Source organism: Escherichia sp. E2661 (assembly GCF_004745185.1).
In the GTDB taxonomy this organism is placed as follows: domain Bacteria; phylum Pseudomonadota; class Gammaproteobacteria; order Enterobacterales; family Enterobacteriaceae; genus Escherichia.
Map to the genome: position 1 here is coordinate 163,258 of NZ_PDIG01000017.1, position 26,506 is coordinate 189,763.

Annotated in this window: 21 protein-coding genes, 1 tRNA gene, 3 rRNA genes and 3 pseudogenes; 19 read left to right on the plus strand and 9 right to left on the minus strand. The window is 50.4% G+C overall.

Features of this window, described 5'->3' with window-relative positions; genetic code table 11:
• Position 1: 1 nt before the first annotated feature.
• From mreD to csrD, 4 genes are all read right to left on the minus strand, one after another.
• Positions 2 to 490, minus strand: coding sequence for a rod shape-determining protein MreD (gene mreD / locus CRI63_RS09110; protein WP_130204518.1), 489 nt, complete (start codon positions 488 to 490; stop codon positions 2 to 4).
• Positions 490 to 1,560, minus strand: a complete 1,071-nt coding sequence (mreC, locus tag CRI63_RS09115; RefSeq protein ID WP_130204516.1) for a rod shape-determining protein MreC — start codon at positions 1,558 to 1,560, stop codon at positions 490 to 492. The genes mreD and mreC overlap by 1 nt, the downstream gene beginning before the upstream one ends.
• 65 nt (positions 1,561 to 1,625) lie before the next feature.
• Complete coding sequence (gene mreB / locus CRI63_RS09120) at positions 1,626 to 2,669, minus strand: rod shape-determining protein MreB (RefSeq protein WP_000913396.1); 1,044 nt, start codon at positions 2,667 to 2,669, stop codon at positions 1,626 to 1,628.
• A 305-nt stretch (positions 2,670 to 2,974) separates the two neighbouring features.
• Positions 2,975 to 4,915 (minus strand): RNase E specificity factor CsrD, encoded by a 1,941-nt coding sequence (gene csrD, locus CRI63_RS09125; protein WP_130223738.1) that lies wholly within the window; start codon positions 4,913 to 4,915, stop codon positions 2,975 to 2,977.
• Between the two features lie 151 nt (positions 4,916 to 5,066).
• Between csrD and CRI63_RS09130 the strand changes: the two genes are divergently transcribed.
• The 12 genes from CRI63_RS09130 (at position 5,067) to CRI63_RS09185 (ending at position 15,503) form a co-directional block, all read left to right on the plus strand.
• Complete coding sequence (locus CRI63_RS09130) at positions 5,067 to 6,041, plus strand: oxidoreductase (RefSeq protein WP_135519291.1); 975 nt, start codon at positions 5,067 to 5,069, stop codon at positions 6,039 to 6,041.
• Between the two features lie 97 nt (positions 6,042 to 6,138).
• Entirely contained in the window at positions 6,139 to 7,143 is a 1,005-nt protein-coding gene (gene msrP, locus CRI63_RS09135; protein ID WP_130259122.1) for a protein-methionine-sulfoxide reductase catalytic subunit MsrP, read from the plus strand.
• Entirely contained in the window at positions 7,144 to 7,743 is a 600-nt protein-coding gene (gene msrQ, locus CRI63_RS09140) for a protein-methionine-sulfoxide reductase heme-binding subunit MsrQ (protein WP_130259123.1), read from the plus strand.
• Positions 7,744 to 8,138: 395 nt separating this feature from the next.
• Complete coding sequence (accB, locus tag CRI63_RS09145) at positions 8,139 to 8,609, plus strand: acetyl-CoA carboxylase biotin carboxyl carrier protein (RefSeq protein ID WP_000354618.1); 471 nt, start codon at positions 8,139 to 8,141, stop codon at positions 8,607 to 8,609.
• 10 nt (positions 8,610 to 8,619) lie between these two features.
• Positions 8,620 to 9,969 (plus strand): acetyl-CoA carboxylase biotin carboxylase subunit, encoded by a 1,350-nt coding sequence (accC, locus tag CRI63_RS09150; RefSeq protein WP_000884639.1) that lies wholly within the window; start codon positions 8,620 to 8,622, stop codon positions 9,967 to 9,969.
• A gap of 108 nt (positions 9,970 to 10,077) precedes the next feature.
• A complete protein-coding gene (locus CRI63_RS09155) occupies positions 10,078 to 10,320 on the plus strand; it encodes a YhdT family protein (protein ID WP_000381171.1) in 243 nt (80 codons plus the stop codon).
• Positions 10,310 to 11,761, plus strand: coding sequence for a sodium/pantothenate symporter (panF, locus tag CRI63_RS09160; protein ID WP_135519294.1), 1,452 nt, complete (start codon positions 10,310 to 10,312; stop codon positions 11,759 to 11,761). Before CRI63_RS09155 ends, panF begins: the two co-directional genes overlap by 11 nt.
• Positions 11,762 to 11,772: 11 nt before the next feature.
• Positions 11,773 to 12,654: a 50S ribosomal protein L11 methyltransferase gene (gene prmA / locus CRI63_RS09165; RefSeq protein WP_130219146.1), complete on the plus strand. Its 882-nt coding sequence runs from the start codon at positions 11,773 to 11,775 to the stop codon at positions 12,652 to 12,654.
• A 329-nt stretch (positions 12,655 to 12,983) separates the two neighbouring features.
• Entirely contained in the window at positions 12,984 to 13,949 is a 966-nt protein-coding gene (gene dusB, locus CRI63_RS09170; RefSeq protein WP_001219652.1) for a tRNA dihydrouridine synthase DusB, read from the plus strand.
• 25 nt (positions 13,950 to 13,974) lie between these two features.
• Positions 13,975 to 14,271 (plus strand): DNA-binding transcriptional regulator Fis, encoded by a 297-nt coding sequence (fis, locus tag CRI63_RS09175; protein ID WP_000462905.1) that lies wholly within the window; start codon positions 13,975 to 13,977, stop codon positions 14,269 to 14,271.
• A gap of 84 nt (positions 14,272 to 14,355) precedes the next feature.
• On the plus strand, positions 14,356 to 15,240 hold the full coding sequence (gene yhdJ, locus CRI63_RS09180; RefSeq protein ID WP_130223726.1) for an adenine-specific DNA-methyltransferase: 885 nt from the start codon (positions 14,356 to 14,358) through the stop codon (positions 15,238 to 15,240).
• Between the two features lie 83 nt (positions 15,241 to 15,323).
• Positions 15,324 to 15,503, plus strand: a complete 180-nt coding sequence (locus tag CRI63_RS09185; RefSeq protein ID WP_010345321.1) for a DUF2556 family protein — start codon at positions 15,324 to 15,326, stop codon at positions 15,501 to 15,503.
• Positions 15,504 to 15,505: 2 nt separating this feature from the next.
• Here CRI63_RS09185 and envR read toward each other — a convergent pair whose 3' ends face one another.
• Complete coding sequence (envR, locus tag CRI63_RS09190; protein WP_135519297.1) at positions 15,506 to 16,168, minus strand: acrEF/envCD operon transcriptional regulator; 663 nt, start codon at positions 16,166 to 16,168, stop codon at positions 15,506 to 15,508.
• A gap of 395 nt (positions 16,169 to 16,563) precedes the next feature.
• Between envR and acrE the strand changes: the two genes are divergently transcribed.
• The 7 genes and pseudogenes from acrE (at position 16,564) to CRI63_RS09225 (ending at position 25,882) form a co-directional block, all read left to right on the plus strand.
• Positions 16,564 to 17,721, plus strand: a complete 1,158-nt coding sequence (gene acrE / locus CRI63_RS09195; protein WP_130223722.1) for a multidrug efflux RND transporter periplasmic adaptor subunit AcrE — start codon at positions 16,564 to 16,566, stop codon at positions 17,719 to 17,721.
• 11 nt (positions 17,722 to 17,732) lie between these two features.
• Entirely contained in the window at positions 17,733 to 20,837 is a 3,105-nt protein-coding gene (gene acrF, locus CRI63_RS09200) for a multidrug efflux RND transporter permease subunit AcrF (RefSeq protein ID WP_130223720.1), read from the plus strand.
• A 251-nt stretch (positions 20,838 to 21,088) separates the two neighbouring features.
• Positions 21,089 to 21,310 carry a membrane protein gene (locus CRI63_RS09205; protein ID WP_000825639.1) on the plus strand — a complete coding sequence of 74 codons (222 nt, stop codon included), beginning with the start codon at positions 21,089 to 21,091 and terminating at the stop codon, positions 21,308 to 21,310.
• A gap of 417 nt (positions 21,311 to 21,727) precedes the next feature.
• Positions 21,728 to 22,754: pseudogene (locus tag CRI63_RS09210) on the plus strand (amino acid ABC transporter substrate-binding protein).
• A 67-nt stretch (positions 22,755 to 22,821) separates the two neighbouring features.
• Positions 22,822 to 24,002: pseudogene (locus CRI63_RS09215) on the plus strand (amino acid ABC transporter permease).
• A gap of 9 nt (positions 24,003 to 24,011) precedes the next feature.
• Positions 24,012 to 25,116 (plus strand): annotated as a pseudogene (locus CRI63_RS09220) (amino acid ABC transporter permease).
• Between the two features lie 7 nt (positions 25,117 to 25,123).
• Positions 25,124 to 25,882 (plus strand): amino acid ABC transporter ATP-binding protein, encoded by a 759-nt coding sequence (locus CRI63_RS09225; RefSeq protein WP_000078344.1) that lies wholly within the window; start codon positions 25,124 to 25,126, stop codon positions 25,880 to 25,882.
• Between the two features lie 62 nt (positions 25,883 to 25,944).
• Here the strand turns inward: CRI63_RS09225 and rrf (CRI63_RS09230) are convergent.
• The 4 genes from rrf (CRI63_RS09230) to CRI63_RS09245 all read right to left on the minus strand — a co-directional run.
• Positions 25,945 to 26,060: ribosomal RNA gene (gene rrf, locus CRI63_RS09230) — 5S ribosomal RNA — on the minus strand.
• 39 nt (positions 26,061 to 26,099) lie between these two features.
• A tRNA-Thr gene (locus CRI63_RS09235) sits at positions 26,100 to 26,175 on the minus strand.
• Positions 26,176 to 26,189: 14 nt separating this feature from the next.
• Positions 26,190 to 26,305 (minus strand): 5S ribosomal RNA (rrf, locus tag CRI63_RS09240).
• 97 nt (positions 26,306 to 26,402) lie between these two features.
• Positions 26,403 to 26,506 (minus strand): 23S ribosomal RNA (locus tag CRI63_RS09245); the annotation flags it as partial.

A 26,506-nucleotide genomic window follows, 5' to 3' on the forward strand; every position in this document is an offset into this window, starting at 1 on the left:
TTTATTGCACTGCAAACTGCTGACGAATCTTGCGCATCAGCATGAAAATCCACGGCCAGAGCACGCCATTGACAACACTACTCCAGAACACTTCCGGTCTGAAAGAGACGTTGATCACTAAAAACTCTGCCCAGAAAACAATAATATCCACAACCAACGAAAGCAACATGACGACCAGCGCCTGCTGCCACAATGCCAGATTACGGAAAAGCTGGAATTTCAGCGCGACCAGATAAGCAATGATACTCATCGATAACGCCCGTACACCGAGCGTGGAGCCACTGATCAGATCCAGTATGGCACCCATCACAAAACCTGTGCCCACATTTACGCGATGGGGCAAGGCGAGGCTCCAATACAATAAGATGAGCAAAACCCAGTTAGGCCGGAAAACGATAAGATTATCCGGCCAGGGCATAATTTGCAGTAATAACGCAATGAGGAAAGAGAGCCAGATAACCCAGCGCCCCTGGCTACGATAGCTCGCCACTATTGCCCTCCTGGCGTACGCGCAGGTGGTTGAGTACCACTCTGCGGCGGCGTAGCCCTTTGTGGAGAGCGGTCAGCGGCAGTACCTGTTGCAGGTTGCTGCGGGCTTGGCTGGGTAATTCCCGTTGCCGGTTCAGGCAGTTTTGGCCCCATTGCATCTGGCGAAGGCAACACCTGCGGCATCATTTGCATCAGGCGTTCATTAGCAACGCGATGCACCTCTTCCGGCGTCATCGGGTTGGCCCCGTTACGATCCGCCCCCCACAACAGAAGCAGATAACGTAAACGTTGCAGTCCCGCAGTCGGACGCGCCTGAATCACGGTATATGCGCGCTGGGTATCGAGTTTCACGGAAGAGACAACCGCCACCGGATAACCTTCCGGGAAACGACCGCCCAGACCTGAAGTCACCAATACATCACCAACACGAATATCAGTATTCGCTGGCAGGTGCTCAAGCTGTAAATCATCAGTACAGCCATTACCCGCCGCGATAACGCGGATATCATTACGCAGCACCTGAATCGGCAGCGCATGGGTCGCGTCGCAGATCAGCAGTACGCGGCTGGTCAGTTTTGCGACCGCCACCACCTGGCCGACCACACCTTTATCGCTAATGACTGGCTGGCCTTCGTAAACACCGTTGACACTGCCTTTGTCAATAACAACCTGATCGCTGTACGGATCGTTAACAGTAGAGATAACCTGGGTCACCATCTTCTGCTCGTCCTGACGCAATGGAGAACCCAGAAGCTCACGCAAGCGCGCGTTCTCCTGTTTATATTGTCCCAACATCAGCAGATCGCTGTTTTTCAGCAGCAACTCCTGACGTAACGCCCGGTTTTCAAGTTCTAGTTGGTCACGCGAGGCCAGCGTCTGCGATACGCCATCCAGCAATTCACGAGGAGCATTGGAAATAAAGTAGAAAGGACTGACAGCGGTATCCATATAGGTACGGATTTGACTGAAAGTCCCCAGGCGGCTGTCGGCAATAATAATGCCGAGCGCCACCAGCACCGCCAGAATAAGGCGAATCTGTAGCGACGGGCCACGGCTAAAAATTGGCTTCATAAGTTATGCGTATTCTCGTATCAGACCAGGCAGGATAAACAAACGCTTCCCCTGCCTGCATCCGATTACTCTTCGCTGAACAGGTCGCCGCCGTGCATGTCGATCATTTCCAGCGCCTTGCCGCCACCGCGCGCCACACAGGTCAGCGGATCTTCAGCAACAACGACTGGAATGCCGGTTTCTTCCATTAATAAACGGTCAAGGTTACGCAGCAATGCGCCACCGCCAGTGAGCACCATTCCGCGCTCAGAGATGTCGGAAGCCAGTTCCGGCGGACACTGTTCCAGCGCAACCATCACTGCGCTAACGATGCCGGTCAGCGGCTCTTGTAGCGCTTCGAGGATTTCGTTGGAGTTCAGCGTAAAGCCGCGCGGAACGCCTTCAGCCAGATTACGACCACGAACTTCAATTTCACGCACTTCATCGCCCGGATAAGCCGAACCGATTTCGTGTTTAATACGCTCTGCTGTCGCTTCACCGATTAAGGAGCCGTAGTTACGACGAACATAGTTGATAATGGCTTCGTCGAAGCGGTCACCGCCGATGCGTACAGAAGAGGAGTAAACCACGCCATTCAGCGAGATTACGGCAACTTCAGTAGTACCACCGCCGATATCAACCACCATGGAACCGGTCGCTTCAGAAACCGGCAGACCGGCGCCAATTGCTGCGGCCATCGGCTCTTCAATCAGGAACACTTCACGGGCGCCAGCGCCCTGCGCGGATTCACGAATTGCGCGGCGTTCAACCTGGGTTGCGCCAACCGGCACACAGACCAGAACGCGCGGGCTTGGGCGCATAAAGCTGTTGCTGTGCACTTGCTTAATGAAGTGCTGGAGCATTTTTTCAGTCACGAAGAAGTCAGCGATTACGCCATCTTTCATTGGGCGAATAGCAGCAATATTGCCCGGCGTACGGCCCAGCATCTGCTTCGCGTCATGACCAACTGCAGCCACGCTTTTTGGTGAACCGGCACGATCCTGACGAATGGCCACAACGGAAGGCTCATTCAATACGATGCCTTGTCCTTTTACATAAATGAGGGTATTCGCAGTACCCAAGTCAATGGACAAGTCATTGGAAAACATGCCACGAAATTTTTTCAACATACTAAGGGATAATCCTGAAAGCTGGGGCGGAAAAGAAAATCCGCTTACTTTACCAACCACACGCAGCAGCGACAAGGCGCAAAAATCATCTGCTACGGTGAAAATTAGTGCAGTTCGTTTCCTTTGTTACAAATCTCTGCCTGAGTCCAGATAAGGCTAAATGCGTCAACAGCATTCCTCGCCTGTTTGCAACTGCGTAAGGTCATTCATCTGCATATGTGCTGCAACAATCTGGCGAGCAGATAAGCACACTCCCACGAAACGCAGCGCGCGTTATTCTACGTGAAAACGGATCAAACGGCAGGTTAAACCGAGTATCTTTGTGAATATTTTTTCACGTTAGTATCAAGTGGCTGTGAGGACGCGAAAAAATCCCCCTGGCCACCCAAAACCCCGCGCTGAATCAGGGTCTGCCACTCGCTTCGCGAACGTACGCCAGTCGCGTAAACCTGGGTGTTGGTCCCGGAACAGGCTTCTACCATGCTCTGAACCAACAATTGGTTTTCCGTTCGCTTCTCAATATTTCTTACCAGCCCCGGATGAAGCTTGAGTAATTCGACATTAAGTTCTTTGATCCAACTGGTACTTACCAGCGTCAATCCCGCCTGGTTAACGGCAACTCGAACCCCTAAAGCATTCACCAAACGAATGACAGGTTGCAAGCGACCGATATGTTGACCAACATCAGCCTCTGCAAGTTCAATAATTATGCGTTTTCGTTGCGATTTTTCACACTGCATCAACGTATCGCGCAGCCAACGCTGGAAACGCGGGCGGATCAACGACTCAACGGTCACCTGAATCGCCAAATTTTCTTGCGGCCAATAGCGTAACAGCGGGATGAGACGACTGATTTGCAGGCGGTCATACTCTTCCGATAAACCAAACTGCAACACCATCGGCATATATTCCGCCGAGCTTACCTCTTCATTACCATCAAAGATGCGACACATAATTTCGCGATGATGAACCTGCCCCTCCCGGGTGACCGCAGGTTTTTGATAAAGCCTGGGCCCACCACGACTCAACATTTGTTCGATTAGCGTACGCCAGCGAACGTTGCCGCGCCCTTTTTCTGGTAATGAGTCATCGTAAATCGCCCAGCTATTACCCCCCTGTAATCCCGCATTACGCGTGGCGGATTCGGCATGATCCATCACTTGTTCTGTTTCCTGGCCGCTACGCCAGGCACAGATGCCGATATGAATCATATCTTCACGATCGAGCATTTTATTGCTCGGTAAGGTATCAACCGCTTTGATCAACTGCCCGGCAATGCTCTCCGCCTCTTTTAAAGTCCGATGCGGCAACAGCGCGGCAAAATCGCTACGGTGATAGCGCGCCAGCAGTGCGCCTGGATAGCGCATCATAAATGTCGACAGCAGATTCGTCAGAGTGAAGAGCTGTTCTTCGGCCTGGCTGTGTCCCCACGTGTCGCTCAACATATTGAAATCAGGTAGACGGATCATCATCACGATCCCGTGAGTCCCTACCTTCTCTTGATCTTCCAGTAATGTAGCCAACTGGTTGTCGAAAAAGAGACGGTTATTGAGGCCGGTTTTGATGTCCTGCGCGGCGTAAGAGCGAATCAGCGTATCAAGACGGCTGTGCTGTTCACGCGCATTCTGAATTTCTGAAAGCAGCATATCCAGCGCACTGCTGGTCCCTGGCGGCCATTCATAGATGGAGCCAAGCACATTCGGCCCACGCTCCCCGTTTAAGATACGCGCCGAGCGAGTTTCCAGTAGTTCTTGCCCGGCAAGTTGCCGTTGCAACCAGCGTACTGCAAGGAAGAGCATAATAATGATAAAACCAATTGCCCCAGTGAGCGGCGCGGTGGTCATCAGCGAGTGAAAATAGTTTCCCATCGGGTCCTGATAAACCAGATGTAGCGACATTCCTGGATGTTTAACTAACGGAACGGTCAGTTCGCGAAACAGATCGCTGGTGCCAACAGGGCGGTAACTCCCCTGGCGGGAAAGGGTATAAACCTGTTTGTTATTGTGTAACAGGTCCACGCGAACGATATCTGCTGACATCATCAGTTCACTGATTTGTGGCCTCAGCGAGCTGAAATCAGACGACACCAGATGCGTATCGATCGCCGTCGCCACCGCCTGAACGCGATGGCTAAACTTATACTGAATCGCGTTATAGAAACTTAACGAGCAGCCCATCAGAGTCACAAAGATCGTTAACCCGGTGAGCAGCGTGACAAAGGCCGAAAATTTCGTCGTTAATCTCATCCTTGTGTTAACTCCGATAGTGAGGAAGCGGGCATACTAGCAAATCAGATTTATCTCGCAATTTATTGCGCTTCATCGACTTTGCTTTTCAATTAGCGAGTATAGTCTTCAGAAATTATTTTCCAATCCATCATGCACATGAGGACTTCTTATGCAGGCGTTACTTTTAGAACAGCAGGACGGTAAAACCCTCGCATCTGTACAGACTCTGGACGCAAGTCGCCTGCCGGAAGGCGATGTGACGGTCGATGTCCACTGGTCGAGCCTGAATTATAAAGATGCGCTGGCAATAACCGGTAAAGGAAAAATAATCCGCAATTTTCCGATAATTCCTGGCATCGACTTCGCCGGAACCGTACGCGCCAGTGAAGATCCTCGTTTTCATACTGGTCAAGAAGTGTTACTCACGGGCTGGGGAGTTGGTGAAAATCATTGGGGCGGGCTGGCAGAACAAGCACGCGTGAAAGGCGACTGGTTGGTTGCCATGCCGCAAGGTCTGGACGCGCGTAAAGCGATGATTATTGGTACTGCTGGGTTTACCGCCATGCTGTGCGTGCTGGCCCTGGAAGATGCCGGTATTCGTCCACAAGATGGCGAGATTGTGGTAACGGGCGCCAGCGGCGGCGTTGGTAGTACTGCCGTGGCGCTGTTGCATCAGTTAGGTTATCAGGTGGTTGCTGTTTCCGGTCGCGAAAGTACCCATGAATATCTGAAAAGTTTAGGTGCCAGCCGAATTCTGCCGCGTGATGAATTTGCTGAATCCCGTCCACTGGAAAAACAGCTTTGGGCTGGGGCGATTGACACCGTCGGCGACAAAGTGCTGGCGAAAGTGCTGGCGCAAATGAATTACGGCGGCTGCGTGGCGGCCTGTGGTCTGTCGGGTGGTTTTACTCTGCCAACCACGGTCATGCCATTTATTCTGCGTAATGTCCGTTTGCAAGGGGTGGATTCAGTGATGACGCCACCAGCACGCCGTGCGCAAGCCTGGCAGCGTCTGGTTGCCGATTTACCGGAATCATTCTATACCCAGGCAGCAAAAGAGATTTCACTGTCTGATGCACCTAAATTTGCCGAGGCCATTATTAACAATCAGATCCAGGGCCGTACGCTGGTAAAAATTAACTAAGCGTTAGTATAAAATAATTTACATATCGTTAACGAATTTTAGCAGCACTTTGACATTCTCCCTGCCATAGTAATCATGAGCATACCGGGAGTCTGTTATGAAAAAAATTCGTCAACTTACAGAAGCCGATGTCACTGCCGAATCGGCTTTTTTTATGCAACGTCGGCAAGTTTTGAAAGCATTAGGCATCAGCGCCGCCGCCCTCTCTTTACCAAATGCCGCCCACGCGGATTTACTTGGCTGGTTCAAAGGGAACGATCGCCCGCCCGCGCCTGCCGGAAAACCCCTGGAGTTCAGCAAGCCTGCTGCCTGGCAAAATAACCTGCCACTGACGCCGGAAGATAAAGTTTCCGGCTACAACAATTTCTATGAATTTGGGCTGGATAAAGCCGATCCCGCCGCGAATGCTGGCAGCCTGAAAACCGATCCGTGGACGTTGAAAATCAGTGGTGAAGTCAGTAAACCATTAACCCTCGACCACGATGCGCTAACCCGTCGATTCCCGTTAGAAGAGCGGATTTACCGGATGCGCTGCGTGGAAGCGTGGTCGATGGTGGTGCCGTGGATTGGTTTTCCGCTGCATAAACTGCTGGCGCTGGCAGAGCCGACCAGCAACGCGAAGTACGTCGCTTTCGAAACAATTTATGCACCGGAACAAATGCCCGGCCAGCAGGACAGGTTTATCGGCGGCGGTCTGAAATATCCCTATGTAGAAGGATTACGTCTCGACGAAGCGATGCATCCGCTCACGCTGATGACCGTCGGCGTCTACGGCAAGGCGCTACCGCCGCAAAATGGCGCGCCGATACGCCTGATTGTGCCATGGAAATATGGCTTTAAAGGCATCAAGTCGATAGTGAGCATTAAGCTGACCCGAGAACGCCCACCAACCACCTGGAATCTTTCGGCCCCCAACGAATACGGCTTTTACGCCAACGTTAATCCGCATGTTGATCACCCTCGCTGGTCGCAGGCCACTGAGCGATTTATCGGTTCCGGTGGCATCCTGGATGTGCAACGCCAGCCGACACTGCTATTTAACGGCTACGCCGATGAAGTCGCGTCACTTTATCGCGGACTGGATCTACGGGAGAACTTCTAAGTGCGTTTGACTGCAAAACAGGTTACCTGGCTGAAATTTTGCCTGCATCTTGCCGGATTTTTGCCGTTTGTCTGGCTGGTTTGGGCAATCAATCATGGCGGGCTAAGTGCCGACCCGGTGAAAGATATTCAGCATTTTACCGGTCGGACTGCGCTGAAATTTTTATTGGCGACGTTGTTAATTACCCCGCTGGCGCGCTACGCTAAGCAGCCATTATTGATACGCACCCGCCGCCTGTTAGGTTTATGGTGTTTCGCCTGGGCGACGCTGCACTTAACCAGTTATGCATTGCTGGAACTTGGCGTGAACAACCTGGCGTTATTCGGTCAGGAATTAATCACCCGACCTTATTTAACCCTGGGTATTATCAGTTGGTTGATTTTGCTTGCTTTAGCATTCACGTCTACACAAGCGATGCAGCGAAAACTAGGCAAACACTGGCAACAGTTGCATAACTTCGTCTATCTTGTTGCGATCCTGGCCCCCATACATTATCTGTGGTCAGTGAAGGTTATCTCACCGCAGCCGATCATCTACGCCGGGCTGGCATTACTGCTTTTAGCCTTACGTTATAAGAAGTTCCGTCAATGGTGGCGCTAATTTCGTGAACTGTGCGGCTTATTGCAAATTACGCGACGTTGAAAGTTATTTACATGTTAGCTGTTGATTATCTTCCCTGATAAGACCAGTATTTAGCTGCCATTTGCTACGAAATCGTTATAATGTGCGACCTCGTTCTCCCTGAGGCAGCTTTTAAGCTGCTGAAAAGGTGACAATGGCGCAACGAAGGTATATTTTGTTTTTTGCCGGAGGATAGCAGCAGATCGCTGCACAATGTCCGTCAAGTCTCACATTGACACTCTGGGGCAAAATAGACCGGCGTCCCGGCCTGCTGGAATTTACCGCTATGCATACAGCTGTCGGGGCATACGCTTTACAGACGGCGGTGAAACGCCTGTCACAATCACACTAAACAAAGAGTACGGAACCCACTCATGGATATTCGTAAGATTAAAAAACTGATCGAGCTGGTTGAAGAATCAGGCATCTCTGAACTGGAAATTTCTGAAGGCGAAGAGTCAGTACGCATCAGCCGTGCAGCACCTGCCGCAAGTTTCCCGATGATGCAACAAGCTTACGCTGCACCAATGATGCAGCAGCCAGCTCAATCTAACGCAGCCGCTCCGGCGACCGTTCCTTCCATGGAAGCGCCAGCAGCAGCGGAAATCAGTGGTCACATCGTACGTTCCCCGATGGTTGGTACTTTCTACCGCACCCCAAGCCCGGACGCGAAAGCGTTCATCGAAGTGGGTCAGAAAGTGAACGTGGGCGATACCCTGTGCATCGTTGAAGCCATGAAAATGATGAACCAGATCGAAGCAGACAAATCCGGTACTGTGAAAGCAATTCTGGTCGAAAGTGGACAACCGGTAGAATTTGACGAGCCGCTGGTCGTCATCGAGTAACGAGGCGAACATGCTGGATAAAATTGTTATTGCCAACCGCGGCGAGATTGCATTGCGTATTCTTCGTGCCTGTAAAGAACTGGGCATCAAGACTGTCGCTGTGCACTCCAGCGCGGATCGCGATCTAAAACACGTATTACTGGCAGATGAAACGGTCTGTATCGGCCCTGCTCCGTCAGTAAAAAGTTATCTGAACATCCCGGCAATCATCAGCGCCGCTGAAATCACCGGCGCAGTAGCAATCCATCCGGGTTACGGCTTCCTCTCCGAGAACGCCAATTTTGCCGAGCAGGTTGAACGCTCCGGCTTTATCTTCATCGGCCCGAAAGCAGAAACCATTCGCCTGATGGGCGACAAAGTGTCCGCAATTGCGGCGATGAAAAAAGCGGGCGTTCCTTGCGTACCAGGCTCTGACGGCCCGCTGGGCGATGATATGGATAAAAACCGCGCCATTGCTAAACGCATTGGTTATCCGGTAATTATCAAAGCCTCTGGCGGCGGCGGCGGTCGCGGTATGCGTGTAGTGCGCGGCGACGCTGAACTGGCACAATCCATCTCCATGACCCGTGCGGAAGCGAAAGCTGCTTTCAGCAACGATATGGTTTACATGGAGAAATACCTGGAAAATCCTCGCCACGTCGAGATTCAGGTGCTGGCTGACGGTCAGGGCAACGCTATCTATCTGGCGGAACGTGACTGCTCCATGCAGCGCCGCCACCAGAAAGTGGTCGAAGAAGCGCCAGCACCGGGCATTACCCCGGAACTGCGTCGCTACATCGGCGAACGTTGCGCTAAAGCGTGTGTTGATATCGGCTATCGCGGTGCAGGTACGTTTGAGTTCTTGTTCGAAAACGGCGAGTTCTATTTCATCGAAATGAACACCCGTATTCAGGTAGAACACCCGGTTACCGAAATGATCACTGGCGTTGACCTGATCAAAGAACAGCTGCGTATCGCTGCCGGTCAACCGCTGTCGATCAAGCAAGAAGAAGTTCACGTTCGCGGCCATGCGGTAGAGTGCCGTATCAACGCCGAAGATCCGAACACCTTCCTGCCAAGCCCGGGCAAAATCACCCGTTTCCACGCGCCAGGCGGTTTTGGCGTGCGTTGGGAGTCTCATATCTACGCGGGCTACACCGTGCCGCCGTACTATGACTCAATGATTGGTAAGTTGATTTGCTACGGTGAAAACCGTGACGTGGCGATTGCTCGCATGAAGAATGCGCTGCAGGAGCTGATCATCGACGGTATCAAAACCAACGTTGATCTGCAGATCCGCATCATGAACGACGAGAACTTCCAGCATGGTGGCACTAACATCCACTATCTGGAGAAAAAACTCGGTCTTCAGGAAAAATAAGACTGCAAAAGCGTCAAAAGGCCGGATTTTCCGGCCTTTTTTATTACTGGGGATCGACAACCCCCATAAGGTACAATCCCCGCTTTCTTCACCCATCAGGGACAAAAAATGGACACTCGTTTTGTTCAGGCCCATAAAGAGGCGCGCTGGGCGCTGGGGCTGACCCTTTTGTATCTGGCGGTATGGTTAGTAGCCGCTTACTTACCTGGCGTTACCCCCGGTTTTACCGGCTTTCCGCGCTGGTTTGAGATGGCCTGCATCCTGACGCCGCTGCTGTTTATTGGACTGTGCTGGGCGATGGTGAAATTTATCTATCGCGATATCCCGTTGGAGGATGACGATGCAGCTTGAAGTGATTCTACCGCTGGTCGCCTATCTGGTGGTGGTGTTCGGTATCTCTGTTTATGCGATGCGTAAACGGAGCACCGGCACCTTCCTCAATGAGTATTTCCTCGGCAGCCGTTCCATGGGCGGTATTGTGCTGGCGATGACGCTCACCGCGACCTATATCAGTGCCAGTTCGTTTATCGGCGGGCCAGGCGCTGCTTATAAATACGGCCTGGGTTGGGTATTGCTGGCGATGATTCAGCTTCCTGCAGTCTGGCTTTCGCTCGGTATACTCGGCAAGAAGTTCGCGATTCTTGCGCGCCGCTACAATGCGGTGACGCTGAACGATATGCTGTTTGCCCGCTACCAGAGTCGTCTTCTGGTGTGGTTGGCGAGTTTGAGTTTGCTGGTTGCGTTCGTTGGTGCGATGACCGTGCAATTTATCGGCGGTGCACGCCTGCTGGAAACCGCGGCGGGTATTCCTTATGAAACCGGGCTGCTGATTTTCGGTATCAGTATTGCGTTATATACCGCCTTTGGCGGCTTTCGCGCCAGTGTGCTGAACGACACCATGCAAGGTCTGGTGATGCTGGTTGGCACCATTGTGCTGCTGGTCGGCGTGGTACATGCCGCTGGCGGCTTAAGCAACGCGGTAGAGACGCTGCAAACCATCGATCCACAGCTGGTTACGCCACAAGGTGCTGACGATATTCTGTCACCTGCCTTTATGACATCGTTCTGGGTACTGGTGTGCTTTGGCGTTATTGGCCTGCCGCATACTGCGGTGCGCTGTATCTCTTATAAAGACAGCAAAGCAGTGCATCGGGGGATCATCATCGGGACGATTGTAGTCGCAATCCTGATGTTCGGTATGCACCTGGCCGGAGCGTTAGGTCGTGCAGTGATCCCCGATCTCACCGTACCGGATCTGGTGATCCCGACGTTGATGGTAAAAGTGCTGCCACCGTTTGCTGCCGGGATCTTCCTTGCAGCACCGATGGCTGCGATCATGTCGACGATCAACGCCCAGTTGCTGCAAAGTTCCGCTACGATCATTAAAGATCTCTATCTGAATATCCGTCCGGATCAAATGCAAAACGAGACGCGTCTGAAGCGGATGTCGGCGGTAATTACGTTAGTTCTCGGCGCGTTACTGCTGCTTGCCGCCTGGAAGCCGCCAGAAATGATCATCTGGCTGAATTTGCTGGCCTTCGGTGGGCTGGAAGCCGTTTTCCTGTGGCCGCTGGTGCTGGGCCTTTACTGGGAACGCGCCAACGCCAAAGGCGCGCTAAGTGCGATGATCGTTGGCGGCGTGCTGTATGCCGTACTCGCGACGCTGAATATTCAGTACCAGGGCTTCCACCCTATCGTGCCCTCGTTACTACTAAGTTTGCTGGCTTTCCTGGTCGGAAACCGTTTCGGTACATCCGTCCCGCAAGCTACCGTTTTGACTACTGATAAATAAAGAGTTTTGCCATGCCTTGGATCCAACTGAAACTGAACACCACCGGCGCGAACGCGGAAGATCTTAGCGATGCGCTGATGGAAGCAGGTGCCGTATCTATTACTTTTCAGGATACCCACGATACGCCAGTATTTGAGCCGCTGCCGGGCGAAACGCGCCTGTGGGGCGACACCGATGTGATTGGTCTGTTCGACGCTGAAACCGATATGAACGACGTGGTGGCAATTCTGGAAAACCATCCGCTGCTCGGCGCAGGCTTCGCGCATAAAATCGAACAACTGGAAGATAAAGACTGGGAGCGCGAATGGATGGACAATTTCCACCCAATGCGCTTTGGTGAACGTCTGTGGATCTGCCCAAGCTGGCGTGATGTGCCAGACGAAAACGCCGTCAACGTGATGTTAGACCCGGGCCTGGCGTTTGGTACGGGGACTCATCCAACCACCTCTCTGTGCCTGCAATGGCTCGACAGCCTCGATTTAACCGGTAAAACAGTCATCGACTTTGGCTGTGGCTCCGGCATTCTGGCAATCGCGGCACTGAAACTGGGCGCAGCAAAAGCCATTGGTATTGATATCGATCCGCAGGCCATTCAGGCCAGCCGCGACAACGCCGAACGTAATGGCGTTTCTGACCGTCTGGAACTCTACTTACCCAAAGATCAGCCTGAAGCGATGAAAGCCGACGTGGTGGTCGCTAACATCCTCGCAGGCCCGTTACGTGAACTGGCACCGTTAATCAGCGTCCTGCCGGTTTCAGGCGGTTTGCTGGGCCTTTCCGGTATTCTGGCAAGCCAGGCGGAGAGCGTTTGTGAAGCTTATGCCGACAGCTTCGTTCTGGACCCGGTCGTGGAAAAAGAAGAGTGGTGTCGCATTACTGGTCGTAAGAATTAACCGCCAGAATGCGGCATAGTGATGTAGAGAGAAGTGCGAGCAACGTCACAAAAGGCACGTAATTTTGCTGATTATTTAGGCAAATTTGCGTGCCAAAATTTTCATTCATAAAGAAAAATTGAGAACTTACTCAAATTTCTTTGAGTGCGAATTTTAATCACTTATTTCTAATGTGATGATTTTTATGATTAATTATTCCGACGAGTTCATTTTAAATGCAATTCTTTGATCCATCTCAGAGGATTGGTCAAAGTTTGGCCTTTCATCTCGTGCAAAAAAATGCGTAATATACGCCGCCTTGCAGTCACAGTATGGTCATTTCTTAACTCATGCGCATCGGACAATATCAGCTCAGAAATCGCCTGATCGCAGCGCCCATGGCTGGCATTACAGACAGACCTTTTCGGACGTTGTGCTACGAGATGGGAGCCGGATTGACAGTATCCGAGATGATGTCTTCTAACCCTCAGGTTTGGGAAAGCGACAAATCTCGTTTACGGATGGTGCACATTGATGAACCCGGTATTCGCACCGTGCAAATTGCCGGTAGCGATCCGAAAGAAATGGCAGATGCAGCACGTATTAACGTGGAAAGCGGTGCCCAGATTATTGATATCAATATGGGTTGCCCGGCTAAAAAAGTGAATCGCAAGCTTGCAGGTTCAGCCCTCTTGCAGTACCCGGATGTCGTTAAATCGATCCTTACCGAGGTCGTCAATGCAGTGGACGTTCCTGTTACCCTGAAGATTCGCACCGGCTGGGCGCCGGAACACCGTAACTGCGAAGAGATTGCCCAACTGGCTGAAGACTGTGGCATTCAGGCTCTGACCATTCATGGCCGTACACGCGCCTGTTTGTTCAATGGAGAAGCTGAATACGACAGTATTCGGGCAGTTAAGCAGAAAGTTTCCATTCCGGTTATCGCGAATGGCGACATTACTGACCCGCTTAAAGCCAGAGCTGTGCTCGACTATACAGGGGCGGATGCTCTGATGATAGGCCGCGCAGCTCAGGGAAGACCCTGGATCTTTCGGGAAATCCAGCATTATCTGGACACTGGGGAGTTGCTGCCCCCGCTGCCTTTGGCAGAGGTTAAGCGCTTGCTTTGCGCGCACGTTCGGGAACTGCATGACTTTTATGGTCCGGCAAAAGGGTACCGAATTGCACGTAAACACGTTTCCTGGTATCTCCAGGAACACGCTCCAAATGACCAGTTTCGGCGCACATTCAACGCCATTGAGGATGCCAGCGAACAGCTGGAGGCGTTGGAGGCATACTTCGAAAATTTTGCGTAAACAGAAATAAAGAGCTGACAGAACTATGTTCGAACAACGCGTAAATTCTGACGTACTGACCGTTTCTACCGTTAACTCTCAGGATCAGGTAACCCAAAAACCCCTGCGTGACTCGGTTAAACAGGCACTGAAGAACTATTTTGCTCAACTGAACGGTCAGGATGTTAATGACCTCTATGAGCTGGTACTGGCTGAAGTAGAACAGCCCCTGTTGGACATGGTGATGCAATACACCCGTGGTAACCAGACCCGTGCTGCGCTGATGATGGGCATCAACCGTGGTACGCTGCGTAAAAAATTGAAAAAGTACGGCATGAACTAATTCAGGTTAGCTAATTGCTTGATTAAAAGGCGCTACTCGGCATGGGGAAGCGCCTTTTTTATAGGTGTCGCAAAGGGAGTGACCATGAGAACAGGATGTGAACCCACCAGGTTTGGCGACAATGCAAAGACCATTATCCACGGTGATGCATTAGCTGAACTTAAAAAGATACCCGCAGAAAGTGTTGATCTAATCTTTGCTGACCCGCCTTATAACATCGGTAAAAATTTCGATGGCCTGATCGAAGCGTGGAAAGAAGATCTGTTTATTAACTGGCTATTTGAAGTGATTACAGAGTGCCACCGCGTTCTGAAAAAACAGGGCAGCATGTACATCATGAACAGCACGGAAAATATGCCCTTTATTGACCTCCAGTGCCGCCAGCTTTTTACCATCAAAAGTCGCATCGTCTGGTCGTATGACAGCTCCGGCGTTCAGGCCAAAAAATATTACGGCTCCATGTATGAACCCATCCTGATGATGGTGAAAGACGCAAAGAACTACACCTTTAACAGCGATGCTATTCTGGTAGAAGCCAAAACCGGAGCACAGCGTGCATTAATCGACTATCGCAAAAATCCCCCACAACCTTACAATCATCAAAAAGTGCCAGGTAACGTCTGGGATTTTCCACGCGTACGTTATTTGATGGATGAATATGAAAACCATCCGACGCAAAAGCCTGAAGCTTTACTGAAGCGCATTATTCTCGCCTCTTCTAACCCTGGCGATGTCGTTCTCGATCCGTTTGCTGGTAGCTTCACCACCGGTGCCGTCGCCATCGCGACCGGGCGAAAATTCATTGGTATTGAGATTAACAGCGAGTACATCAAGATGGGGCTACGCCGACTGGATGTCGCGTCACATTACTCCATGGAAGAGCTGGCGAAAGTGAAAAAAAGAAAGACCGGCAACCTGTCAAAACGAAGCCGGATCAGCGAAGTTGACCCCGATCTCATTGCAAAGTAAAGGAAGTGTAAGCCTGGTTTTCAGATTATTCATTTCGTGTATATTTCCTGCCAGACTTGGTTAAACATGCACAGGCTCAGGTAATGATTCGCAAGTATTGGTGGCTCGTCGTTTTCGCTGTCTCCGTTTTTCTGTTTGATACCTTACTGATGCAGTGGATTGAACTACTGGCAACAGAAACAGACAAATGTCGCAATATGAACTCGGTTAATCCGCTAAAACTGGTTAACTGTGACGAACTGGATTTTCACAATAGAATGTAACTTTATACGATACCTAATTCATTTGTTTTATGAATTAATTTTGTTATGTTTTCATCTGGCATAAACATTCTTAATACATTATCGACTAATGCGGGTGCTTGTTTATAAAGATCGTAACCCGCTATATTCATTAACCAGTTTTGAACAATACCGCTGAAGGCGCCATCAATAATAATCATTACGACGTCTAAGTCGAGGCTTTTAGCTATATCCCCCTGTTGCTGACATGCTTGTAATACTTCACGCAAAATCTGTGGATTAAAGCCCATCTTTTCCCGTATTACTGCCTCGGCCAGCATTTCATCACTAAATTCACACTTGTGATATAAGATTTGCAGTAACGCCTGCTGGCGGGGAATTTCGGCAATATATTGCAAACCAACAATCAGTTTTTCACGCAATTGCAGGAAAGGATCATGTTCTAACCCTTCCGTTAAACGTTCCTGGATTAACTCCCGCAATGAAGGCTGTTGCTGCCACATCTCGTTAAACAGTTGAGCCTTGTTTTCGAAGTGCCAATAGATTGCGCCACGCGTGACGTTGGCGGCGTCGGCGATGTCATTGAGCGTCGTCTTGCTTACGCCATACTGCGCAAACTGGGCGATGGCGGTTTCAATCAGTTCTTGCCTGGTCTTCAGGGCTTCAGCTTTGGTTCTTTTTGCCATGATTAATCATTCAGGAAATAAATATATTCGACATAAGGGAAACAACGAGAAGTAATGTATCACCTAATTTTTATTTATACGAGAAACCAATTCCCGTCTGCTATCAATCGTCAAATAACCAAAGTCTATTGTTTGACGATAATATATTTATTTAATAAATGTATATTTCACTTTGCGTTAAAATGCTTCCATTCTTTTCAACTCACATCAAATGAGAACATTAGAATATTAATCTATTTTTGTGTTTACGTGCCTTGAATAGCGACTATTCATAACTATTCCTTACATCGCCGGACGATAATTTGTAGGATAGCGAACTGTATTTTTATTTCTGCGAGTTAACGCGTTGCCTTTTTCTGGCTAATAACGCGCTTTTGGTTTTTTGAGGAATAGTAATGACGAAACATGCCAGGTTTTTCCTCCTGCCCTCCTTTATCATGATCTCCGCAGCGTTAATTGCGGGTTGTAACGATAAGGGAGAAGAGAAAGCTCACGTCGGTGAACCGCAGGTTACCGTTCATGTTGTGAATACTGCCCCGTTAGAAGTTAAAACTGAATTACCAGGCCGTACTAATGCTTTCCGTATTGCCGAGGTTCGCCCGCAGGTTAGCGGGATAGTGCTGAATCGTAATTTCACTGAAGGCAGCGATGTGCAAGCTGGCCAGTCCCTGTACCAGATCGATCCGGCCACTTATCAGGCAAGTTATGACAGCGCGAAAGGCGAACTGGCGAAAAGCGAAGCTGCCGCGTCCATCGCGCATTTGACGGTAAAACGTTATGTTCCGCTTGTGGGTACGAAATACATCAGCCAGCAGGAGTACGATCAGGCGATTGCTGATGCTCGTCAGGCCGATGCTACCGTCATAGCCGCAAAAGCCACGGTCGAAAGCGCCCGCATCAATCTCGCTTATACCAAAGTGACTGCGCCAATTAGCGGGCGTATCGGCAAATCTTCGGTAACCGAAGGTGCTCTCGTCACTAACGGGCAAACGACCGAACTGGCGACTGTCCAGCAACTCGATCCTATCTATGTCGATGTGACCCAATCCAGCAACGACTTCATGAGACTGAAGCAATCCGTAGAGCAAGGGAATTTGCATAAGGAAAACGCCACCAGCAACGTAGAGCTGGTCATGGAAAACGGTCAAACCTATCCCCTGAAAGGCACGCTGCAATTCTCTGATGTGACCGTTGATGAAAGCACCGGCTCCATAACCCTGCGCGCAGTTTTCCCTAACCCGCAACACACGCTTCTGCCAGGTATGTTTGTGCGCGCACGGATTGATGAAGGTGTACAACCTGACGCCATTCTTATCCCGCAACAGGGAGTTAGCCGCACGCCGCGTGGTGACGCTACCGTGCTGATTGTTAATGATAAAAGCCAGGTTGAGGCGCGTCCTGTTGTCGCCAGCCAGGCCATTGGCGATAAATGGCTGATTAGCGAAGGACTAAAAGCGGGTGATCAGGTCATTGTCAGCGGCCTGCAAAAAGCACGCCCGGGAGAGCAGGTTAAGGCCACTACCGATACCCCCGCAGATACTGCGTCGAAGTAAGGCAATCTGATATGGCAAACTTTTTTATTCGACGACCAATATTTGCATGGGTGCTGGCCATTATTCTGATGATGGCGGGCGTACTGGCGATCCTACAATTGCCCGTCGCCCAGTATCCAACCATTGCCCCGCCTGCTGTTTCTGTGTCGGCAAACTATCCGGGCGCTGATGCGCAAACCGTGCAGGATACGGTGACACAGGTTATCGAACAGAATATGAACGGCATCGATAATCTGATGTATATGTCCTCCACCAGCGATTCAGCCGGTAGCGTGACAATTACTCTCACCTTCCAGTCCGGGACCGATCCAGACATCGCGCAAGTGCAGGTACAAAACAAACTTCAACTCGCCACACCGTTGCTGCCGCAGGAAGTCCAGCAACAGGGGATAAGTGTCGAGAAATCAAGTAGCAGCTTTTTGATGGTGGCTGGTTTTGTTTCTGATAACCCAAGTACCACGCAAGACGATATTTCCGACTACATCGCCTCTAACGTAAAAGATACCATTAGCCGTCTGAACGGCGTTGGCGACGTGCAACTGTTCGGTGCTCAGTACGCTATGCGTATCTGGCTCGATGCCGATCTGCTGAACAAATATAAACTCACATCGGTTGATGTCATTAACCAGTTGAAAGTACAGAACGACCAGATTGCGGCCGGTCAGTTAGGCGGCACGCCGGCATTACCAGGACAGCAGTTAAACGCGTCGATTATTGCCCAGACACGGTTAAAAGATCCGGAAGAGTTCGGCAAAGTCACCCTGCGCGTGAACAGCGACGGTTCGGTAGTGCGGCTGAAAGATGTCGCACGGATTGAACTCGGTGGTGAAAACTATAACGTTATCGCCCGTATCAACGGCAAACCCGCGGCTGGCCTCGGCATTAAACTGGCAACGGGAGCTAACGCACTTGATACCGCAAAAGCCATCAAGGCCAAACTGGCAGAATTACAGCCGTTCTTCCCACAGGGAATGAAGGTTCTTTACCCTTATGACACCACGCCTTTCGTCCAGCTTTCTATCCAGGAAGTGGTGAAAACGCTGTTCGAAGCCATTATCCTGGTATTCCTGGTGATGTATCTGTTCTTGCAGAACATGCGGGCAACATTGATACCCACCATTGCTGTACCTGTCGTGTTGTTAGGGACATTTGCCATACTCGCCGCTTTTGGTTACTCCATCAACACGCTAACGATGTTCGGGATGGTACTTGCCATCGGACTTCTTGTTGATGATGCGATAGTCGTTGTGGAGAACGTCGAGCGCGTAATGATGGAGGATAAACTCCCCCCCAGAGAAGCGACGGAAAAATCGATGTCGCAAATCCAGGGCGCGCTGGTAGGTATCGCGATGGTACTGTCGGCGGTATTTATTCCGATGGCATTCTTCGGTGGCTCAACAGGGGCAATTTATCGACAGTTCTCTATCACTATTGTTTCAGCAATGGCGCTTTCAGTACTTGTTGCGCTGATTCTCACCCCCGCGTTATGTGCAACATTGCTGAAACCAGTCTCTGCCGAGCATCACGAAAATAAGGGGGGGTTCTTCGGCTGGTTTAACACCACTTTCGATCATAGCGTTATTCACTACACCAATAGCGTTGGCAAAATCCTCGGTTCCACAGGGCGATATTTACTGATCTATGCGCTGATTGTCGCCGGAATGGTAGTGCTGTTTTTACGCCTCCCTTCTTCTTTCTTGCCGGAAGAAGATCAGGGTGTCTTCCTGACCATGATCCAACTGCCCGCTGGCGCGACGCAAGAGCGGACACAAAAAGTACTGGATGAAGTGACGGATTACTATCTGAAGAACGAGAAGGCGAACGTTGAAAGTGTCTTTACAGTCAATGGATTTAGCTTCAGCGGTCAGGCGCAAAACGCGGGGATGGCCTTTGTCAGCCTTAAACCGTGGGAAGAGCGCAGTGGCGAAGAAAATAGCGCGGAAGCGGTAATCCAACGTGCCAAAATGGAACTGAGTAAAATCCGCGACGGTTTTGTCATTCCATTCAATATGCCAGCCATTGTTGAACTGGGTACGGCAACAGGTTTCGACTTTGAGTTAATCGATCAGGCGGGTCTTGGTCACGATGCCTTAACCCATGCCCGCAACCAGTTGCTTGGCATGGCGGCGCAACATCCTGAAAGCTTAGTCAGTGTGCGCCCCAATGGACTGGAAGATACTGCGCAGTTCAAACTTGAAGTTGACCAGGAAAAAGCACAGGCATTAGGCGTTTCGCTTTCTGACATTAATCAGACCATTTCTACGGCGTTAGGCGGGACGTATGTCAACGACTTCATCGACCGTGGCCGCGTGAAAAAAGTATATGTTCAGGCGGATGCCAAATTCCGTATGCTGCCAGAAGATGTCGATAAACTTTATGTCCGCAGCGCTAACGGCGAAATGGTGCCATTCTCCACCTTTACCACTTCACATTGGGTATATGGTTCTCCGCGTCTGGAACGCTACAACGGTCTACCCTCCATGGAGATTCAGGGGGAAGCTGCGCCAGGCACCAGTTCCGGCGATGCGATGTCTCTAATGGAAAGCCTCGCCTCACAACTACCTAACGGAATCGGTTATGACTGGACGGGGATGTCGTATCAGGAACGCTTGTCAGGCAACCAGGCCCCTGCTCTGGTAGCCATTTCATTCGTGGTCGTTTTCCTGTGCCTTGCGGCGCTCTATGAAAGCTGGTCAATTCCTGTCTCGGTTATGTTGGTCGTGCCGTTAGGGATTGTCGGCGTGCTGCTGGCGGCGACACTCTTTAATCAGAAAAATGACGTTTATTTTATGGTGGGCTTGTTAACGACAATTGGCTTATCGGCTAAAAACGCTATTTTGATTGTTGAGTTCGCCAAAGACCTGATGGAAAAAGAGGGGAAAGGTGTCATTGAAGCAACGCTGATGGCCGTACGTATGCGTCTTCGTCCTATTCTGATGACATCACTCGCCTTTATTCTCGGCGTATTGCCGCTGGCTATCAGTAATGGTGCGGGAAGCGGCGCGCAGAACGCGGTAGGGATTGGAGTCATGGGTGGCATGATTTCCGCAACATTGCTGGCAATCTTCTTTGTCCCTGTGTTCTTTGTGGTGATCCGCCGTTGCTTTAAAGGGTAAATTTAAGACACAAAGGCATCTTCGGACGCCTTTGTAATTTGCAGTTAAAACTATAAAAATTAATGAGTTAATGATTCATTAACTTTTGAATTGAGTACATTCATTCTTTCTCCCTTCATTATTTTTACAATTCACATAATTTGTCATTATTCATCTCGCAATAATTATAACTCCCGGTGATAAAATGGAATTCAGCACGTTAATAAGAAAGTTAGCTTATTAAGCGGTAGCGTTATTACTGAGGTAACACCATGAAAAGATTAATTCCTGTCGCATTGCTCACCGCATTGCTGGCGGGCTGCGCTCACGATTCACCCTGCGTTCCGGTTTATGACGATCAGGGCCGTCTGGTTCACACCAATACCTGTATGAAAGGTACGACTCAGGATAACTGGGAAACGGCTGGGGCTATTGCTGGCGGGGCAGCGGCTGTTGCTGGCCTGACGATGGGGATCATCGCTCTGTCGAAATAACTGAACAGAGCGCGGAGTTCCGCGCTCTGTTTAACGGTACAGAATCTCACCGTAAGATAAAATACAACTATATTCTGCTAGCTTATTCCCTTTTAATTTAGCATTTTATTTCGAACTATCGAAATAACACATCCATTAGTTTTTACCCTCATTTAAAACACATGCTCACGCTAACAATCATTATCCTGCTTAGTAAAATGCGAATAAATATTTTGCGCTAAAATGTGGCGTATGTTTCATTTTCGCACCATTGCGAGGCGATGTTTTTATTATTTCCTGTCTACACTCAGCTTATTGCGACGTGGAATCGTGCGCAAAAGCTGGCACTACTTTTGCTTATAAAAGGATGGCCACAGACAGGTAAAAGACGTTTCCCAAACGTCCTATAACGATAATTTTCGCCTCACAGGAAGCATTATGAAAAAGATGATGATAGCCACACTGGCTGCCGCCAGCGTGCTGCTTGCCGTTGCAAATCAGGCGCATGCTGGCGCGACACTTGATGCCGTAAAGAATAAAGGGTTTGTGCAATGTGGGATCAGTGACGGATTACCTGGGTTCTCTTATGCCGATGCAGACGGTAAGTTTTCAGGTATTGATGTAGATGTTTGTCGTGGTATTGCCGCTGCTGTATTTGGTGACGACACGAAAGTGAAATATACCCCACTCACAGCAAAAGAACGCTTCACCGCTTTACAGTCAGGAGAAGTGGATTTGCTTTCCCGTAATACGACCTGGACTTCATCCCGCGACGCGGGAATGGGAATGGTATTTACTGGCGTCACTTATTACGACGGCATTGGTTTCCTGACGCACGATAAAGCGGGATTAAAAAGCGCGAAAGAACTGGATGGCGCAACAGTCTGTATTCAGGCGGGGACTGATACCGAACTCAACGTCGCCGATTACTTCAAGGCAAACAATATGAAGTACACGCCAGTAACCTTCGATCGCTCAGACGAATCAGCGAAGGCTCTGGAATCTGGCCGCTGCGATACGCTGGCCTCGGATCAGTCGCAACTGTATGCCCTGCGGATCAAATTAAGTAATCCTGCCGAATGGATTGTCCTGCCAGAAGTTATCTCTAAAGAACCGCTTGGTCCGGTCGTCCGTCGTGGCGATGATGAATGGTTCTCTATTGTGCGCTGGACGCTTTTCGCCATGCTGAATGCTGAAGAGATGGGCGTTAACTCGCAAAAACGTTGATGAAAAAGCGGCTAATCCAGCTACGCCTGATATGGCGCATCTGCTGGGTAAAGAGGGCGATTACGGCAAGGATCTGAAGCTGGATAATAAATGGGCTTACAACATCATCAAACAGGTGGGTAACTACTCGGAAATTTTTGAGCGTAATGTAGGTTCAGAAAGCCCGCTGAAAATTAAACGTGGGCAAAATAATCTCTGGAATAACGGCGGTATTCAGTACGCGCCGCCCGTGCGTTAAGTCGGTGTGAGGTAACGGGCGTCGCTACGGCGGCGCTCTCTTCAGCGTTATGGTTTCCGAGGTTTATATGCCCCATCGCCGCTCAACCGTTAAAGGCTCACTCTCCTTTACCAACCCTACGGTTCGCGCCTGGTTATTCCAGATCCTCGCCGTTGTTGCCGTCGTCGGCATTGTTGGTTGGTTATTTCACAACACCGTGACGAATCTAAACAATCGCGGCATAACATCAGGATTTGCCTTTCTGGATCGCGGCGCAGGCTTCGGGATCGTCCAGCATTTGATCGATTACCAGCAGGGCGATACCTACGGACGCGTTTTTATTGTCGGCTTACTCAATACGCTACTGGTTTCAGCATTGTGTATCGTATTCGCATCTGTCCTGGGCTTCTTTATCGGTCTGGCGAGACTTTCGGATAACTGGCTGCTACGAAAGCTTTCCACAATTTATATTGAGATCTTCCGTAATATTCCCCCGCTGCTGCAAATCTTCTTCTGGTACTTTGCCGTGTTGCGCAATTTGCCCGGACCGCGACAGGCAGTGAGTGCGTTTGATCTCGCCTTTTTGAGCAATCGTGGGCTCTATATTCCGTCGCCGCAGCTGGGAGATGGATTTATTGCGTTTATCCTGACTGTTGTTATTGCTATAGCCATTTCTGTTGGACTATTCCGTTTTAATAAAACGCACCAGATAAAGACCGGACAACTGCGCCGTACCTGGCCTTGCGCCGTTGTGTTGATCATTGGTTTACCTTTACTGGCGCAATGGCTTTTTGGCGCAGCACTACACTGGGATGTCCCAGCCTTCGAGGCTTTAATTTCCGCGGCGGGATGGTTTTAATTCCTGAACTGGCAGCCTTAACGCTAGCACTTTCGGTTTATACCTCTGCATTTATCGCCGAGATTATCCGCGCCGGGATCCAGGCAGTGCCTTATGGTCAACATGAAGCGGCTCGATCACTGGGATTACCCAACCCGGTTACGCTACGCCAGGTCATTATTCCCCAGGCATTGCGGGTGATTATTCCACCGTTAACCAGCCAGTATCTCAACATCGTCAAGAACTCCTCTCTTGCCGCCGCTATTGGCTATCCCGATATGGTTTCGCTGTTTGCTGGCACCGTGCTGAACCAAACGGGGCAAGCCATCGAGACGATTGCCATGACGATGTCGGTCTATCTGATTATCAGCCTGACTATCTCGCTGCTGATGAATATCTATAACCGCCGTATCGCGATCGTTGAACGCTAAGGAGTCATGATGACAAAAGTATTGCTGTCTCATCCCCCGCGCCCGGCGAGCCATAACTCAAGCCGCGCTATGGTGTGGGTGCGAAAAAATCTGTTCTCCAGCTGGAGCAATAGCCTGCTGACTATTGGCTGCATATGGTTGATGTGGGAACTGATCCCACCGTTGCTGAACTGGGCATTTTTGCAGGCTAACTGGGTTGGCTCAACGCGTGCCGACTGCACAAAAGCCGGTGCCTGTTGGGTCTTCATCCACGAACGATTTGGTCAGTTTATGTATGGGCTTTACCCACACGACCAACGCTGGCGAATTAACCTGGCATTACTGATTGGCCTTGTGTCTATCGCACCAATGTTCTGGAAAATACTCCCGCATCGCGGTCGCTATATTGCGGTCTGGGCGGTTATCTACCCACTGATTGTCTGGTGGCTGATGTATGGCGGTTTTTTTGGTCTTGAGCGGGTTGAAACCCGGCAATGGGGCGGGCTGACGCTAACTTTAATTATTGCATCAGTTGGGATTGCGGGGGCGCTACCGTGGGGGATCTTACTGGCGTTAGGTCGCCGCTCCCATATGCCGATTGTGCGTATCTTATCGGTCGTTTTTTATCGAGTTCTGGCGCGGCGTACCGCTGATTACCGTACTGTTTATGTCTTCGGTCATGCTGCCGCTCTTTATGGCGGAAGGCACCAGCATCGACAAACTGATTCGTGCGTTGGTCGGCGTGATCCTGTTTCAGTCAGCATACGTTGCGGAAGTCGTGCGAGGCGGATTACAGGCGCTGCCCAAAGGGCAATACGAAGCGGCAGAGTCGCTGGCGTTGGGTTACTGGAAAACTCAAGGGCTGGTTATTCTGCCCCAGGCACTGAAGCTGGTGATTCCAGGACTGGTAAATACCATCATCGCGCTATTCAAAGACACAAGTCTGGTGATCATCATCGGGTTGTTCGATCTTTTCAGTAGCGTTCAGCAGGCAACCGTTGACCCCGCCTGGCTGGGTATGTCCACAGAAGGGTATGTTTTCGCCGCACTGATCTACTGGATCTTCTGTTTCAGCATGTCGCGCTATAGCCAACATCTGGAAAAACGTTTTAACACCGGGCGTACACCGCATTGAGGACACTATGAGCCAAATTTTACTGCAACCTGCTAACGCGATGATTACGCTGGAAAACGTCAATAAATGGTATGGACAATTCCATGTTTTGAAAAATATAAATTTAACCGTGCAACCGGGCGAACGGATCGTTCTGTGTGGTCCTTCCGGTTCCGGGAAATCGACAACCATTCGCTGTATTAATCATCTGGAAGAACACCAACAGGGACGGATCGTGGTGGATGGCATCGAGCTTAACGAAGATATTCGCAATATTGAGCGCGTCAGGCAGGAAGTGGGAATGGTCTTTCAGCATTTCAATCTCTTCCCACATTTGACCGTGTTACAGAACTGTACCCTGGCACCGATTTGGGTACGCAAGATGCCAAAGAAAGAGGCTGAAGCTCTGGCGATGCATTACCTTGAGCGGGTGAGAATTGCCGAACATGCCCAGAAGTTTCCCGGACAGATTTCTGGTGGTCAGCAGCAACGCGTTGCCATTGCGCGTTCGCTGTGTATGAAGCCGAAAATTATGTTGTTTGATGAGCCAACGTCGGCGCTCGATCCTGAGATGGTGAAAGAGGTGCTGGATACGATGATTGGGCTGGCGCAGTCGGGTATGACAATGTTGTGTGTAACACATGAAATGGGATTTGCGCGAACTGTCGCTGATCGAGTGATTTTTATGGATCGCGGAGAAATCGTGGAGCAAGCTGCACCGGATGAATTTTTTGCGCATCCTAAATCGGAGCGTACGAGGGCATTTTTATCGCAGGTTATCCATTAATTGAATGTTAGTTCGAAAAGCAAAAAGGCCATCCTTTCGGATGGCCTTTCGCTTGATTTGATGTCTGGCAGTTCCCTACTCTCGCATGGGGAGACCCCACACTACCATCGGCGCTACGGCGTTTCACTTCTGAGTTCGGCATGGGGTCAGGTGGGACCACCGCGCTACTGCCGCCAGACAAATTCTTTTCTAATCTGCCGAACTTTAACCTAAAAAGTGGTGCTGATACCCAGAGTCGAACTGGGGACCTCACCCTTACCAAGGGTGCGCTCTACCAACTGAGCCATATCAGCACGCTAAATTTGATGCCTGGCAGTTCCCTACTCTCGCATGGGGAGACCCCACACTACCATCGGCGCTACGGCGTTTCACTTCTGAGTTCGGCATGGGGTCAGGTGGGACCACCGCGCTACGGCCGCCAGGCAAATTCTGTTTTATTAACCCGCTTACGCCGGTTAATCTAATCTGTTATCAAGCTTACTTATCGATGTCTCATCCGCCAAAACATCTTCGGCGTTGTAAGGTTAAGCCTCACGGTTCATTAGTACCGGTTAGCTCAACGCATCGCTGCGCTTACACACCCGGCCTATCAACGTCGTCGTCTTCAACGTTCCTTCAGGAGAC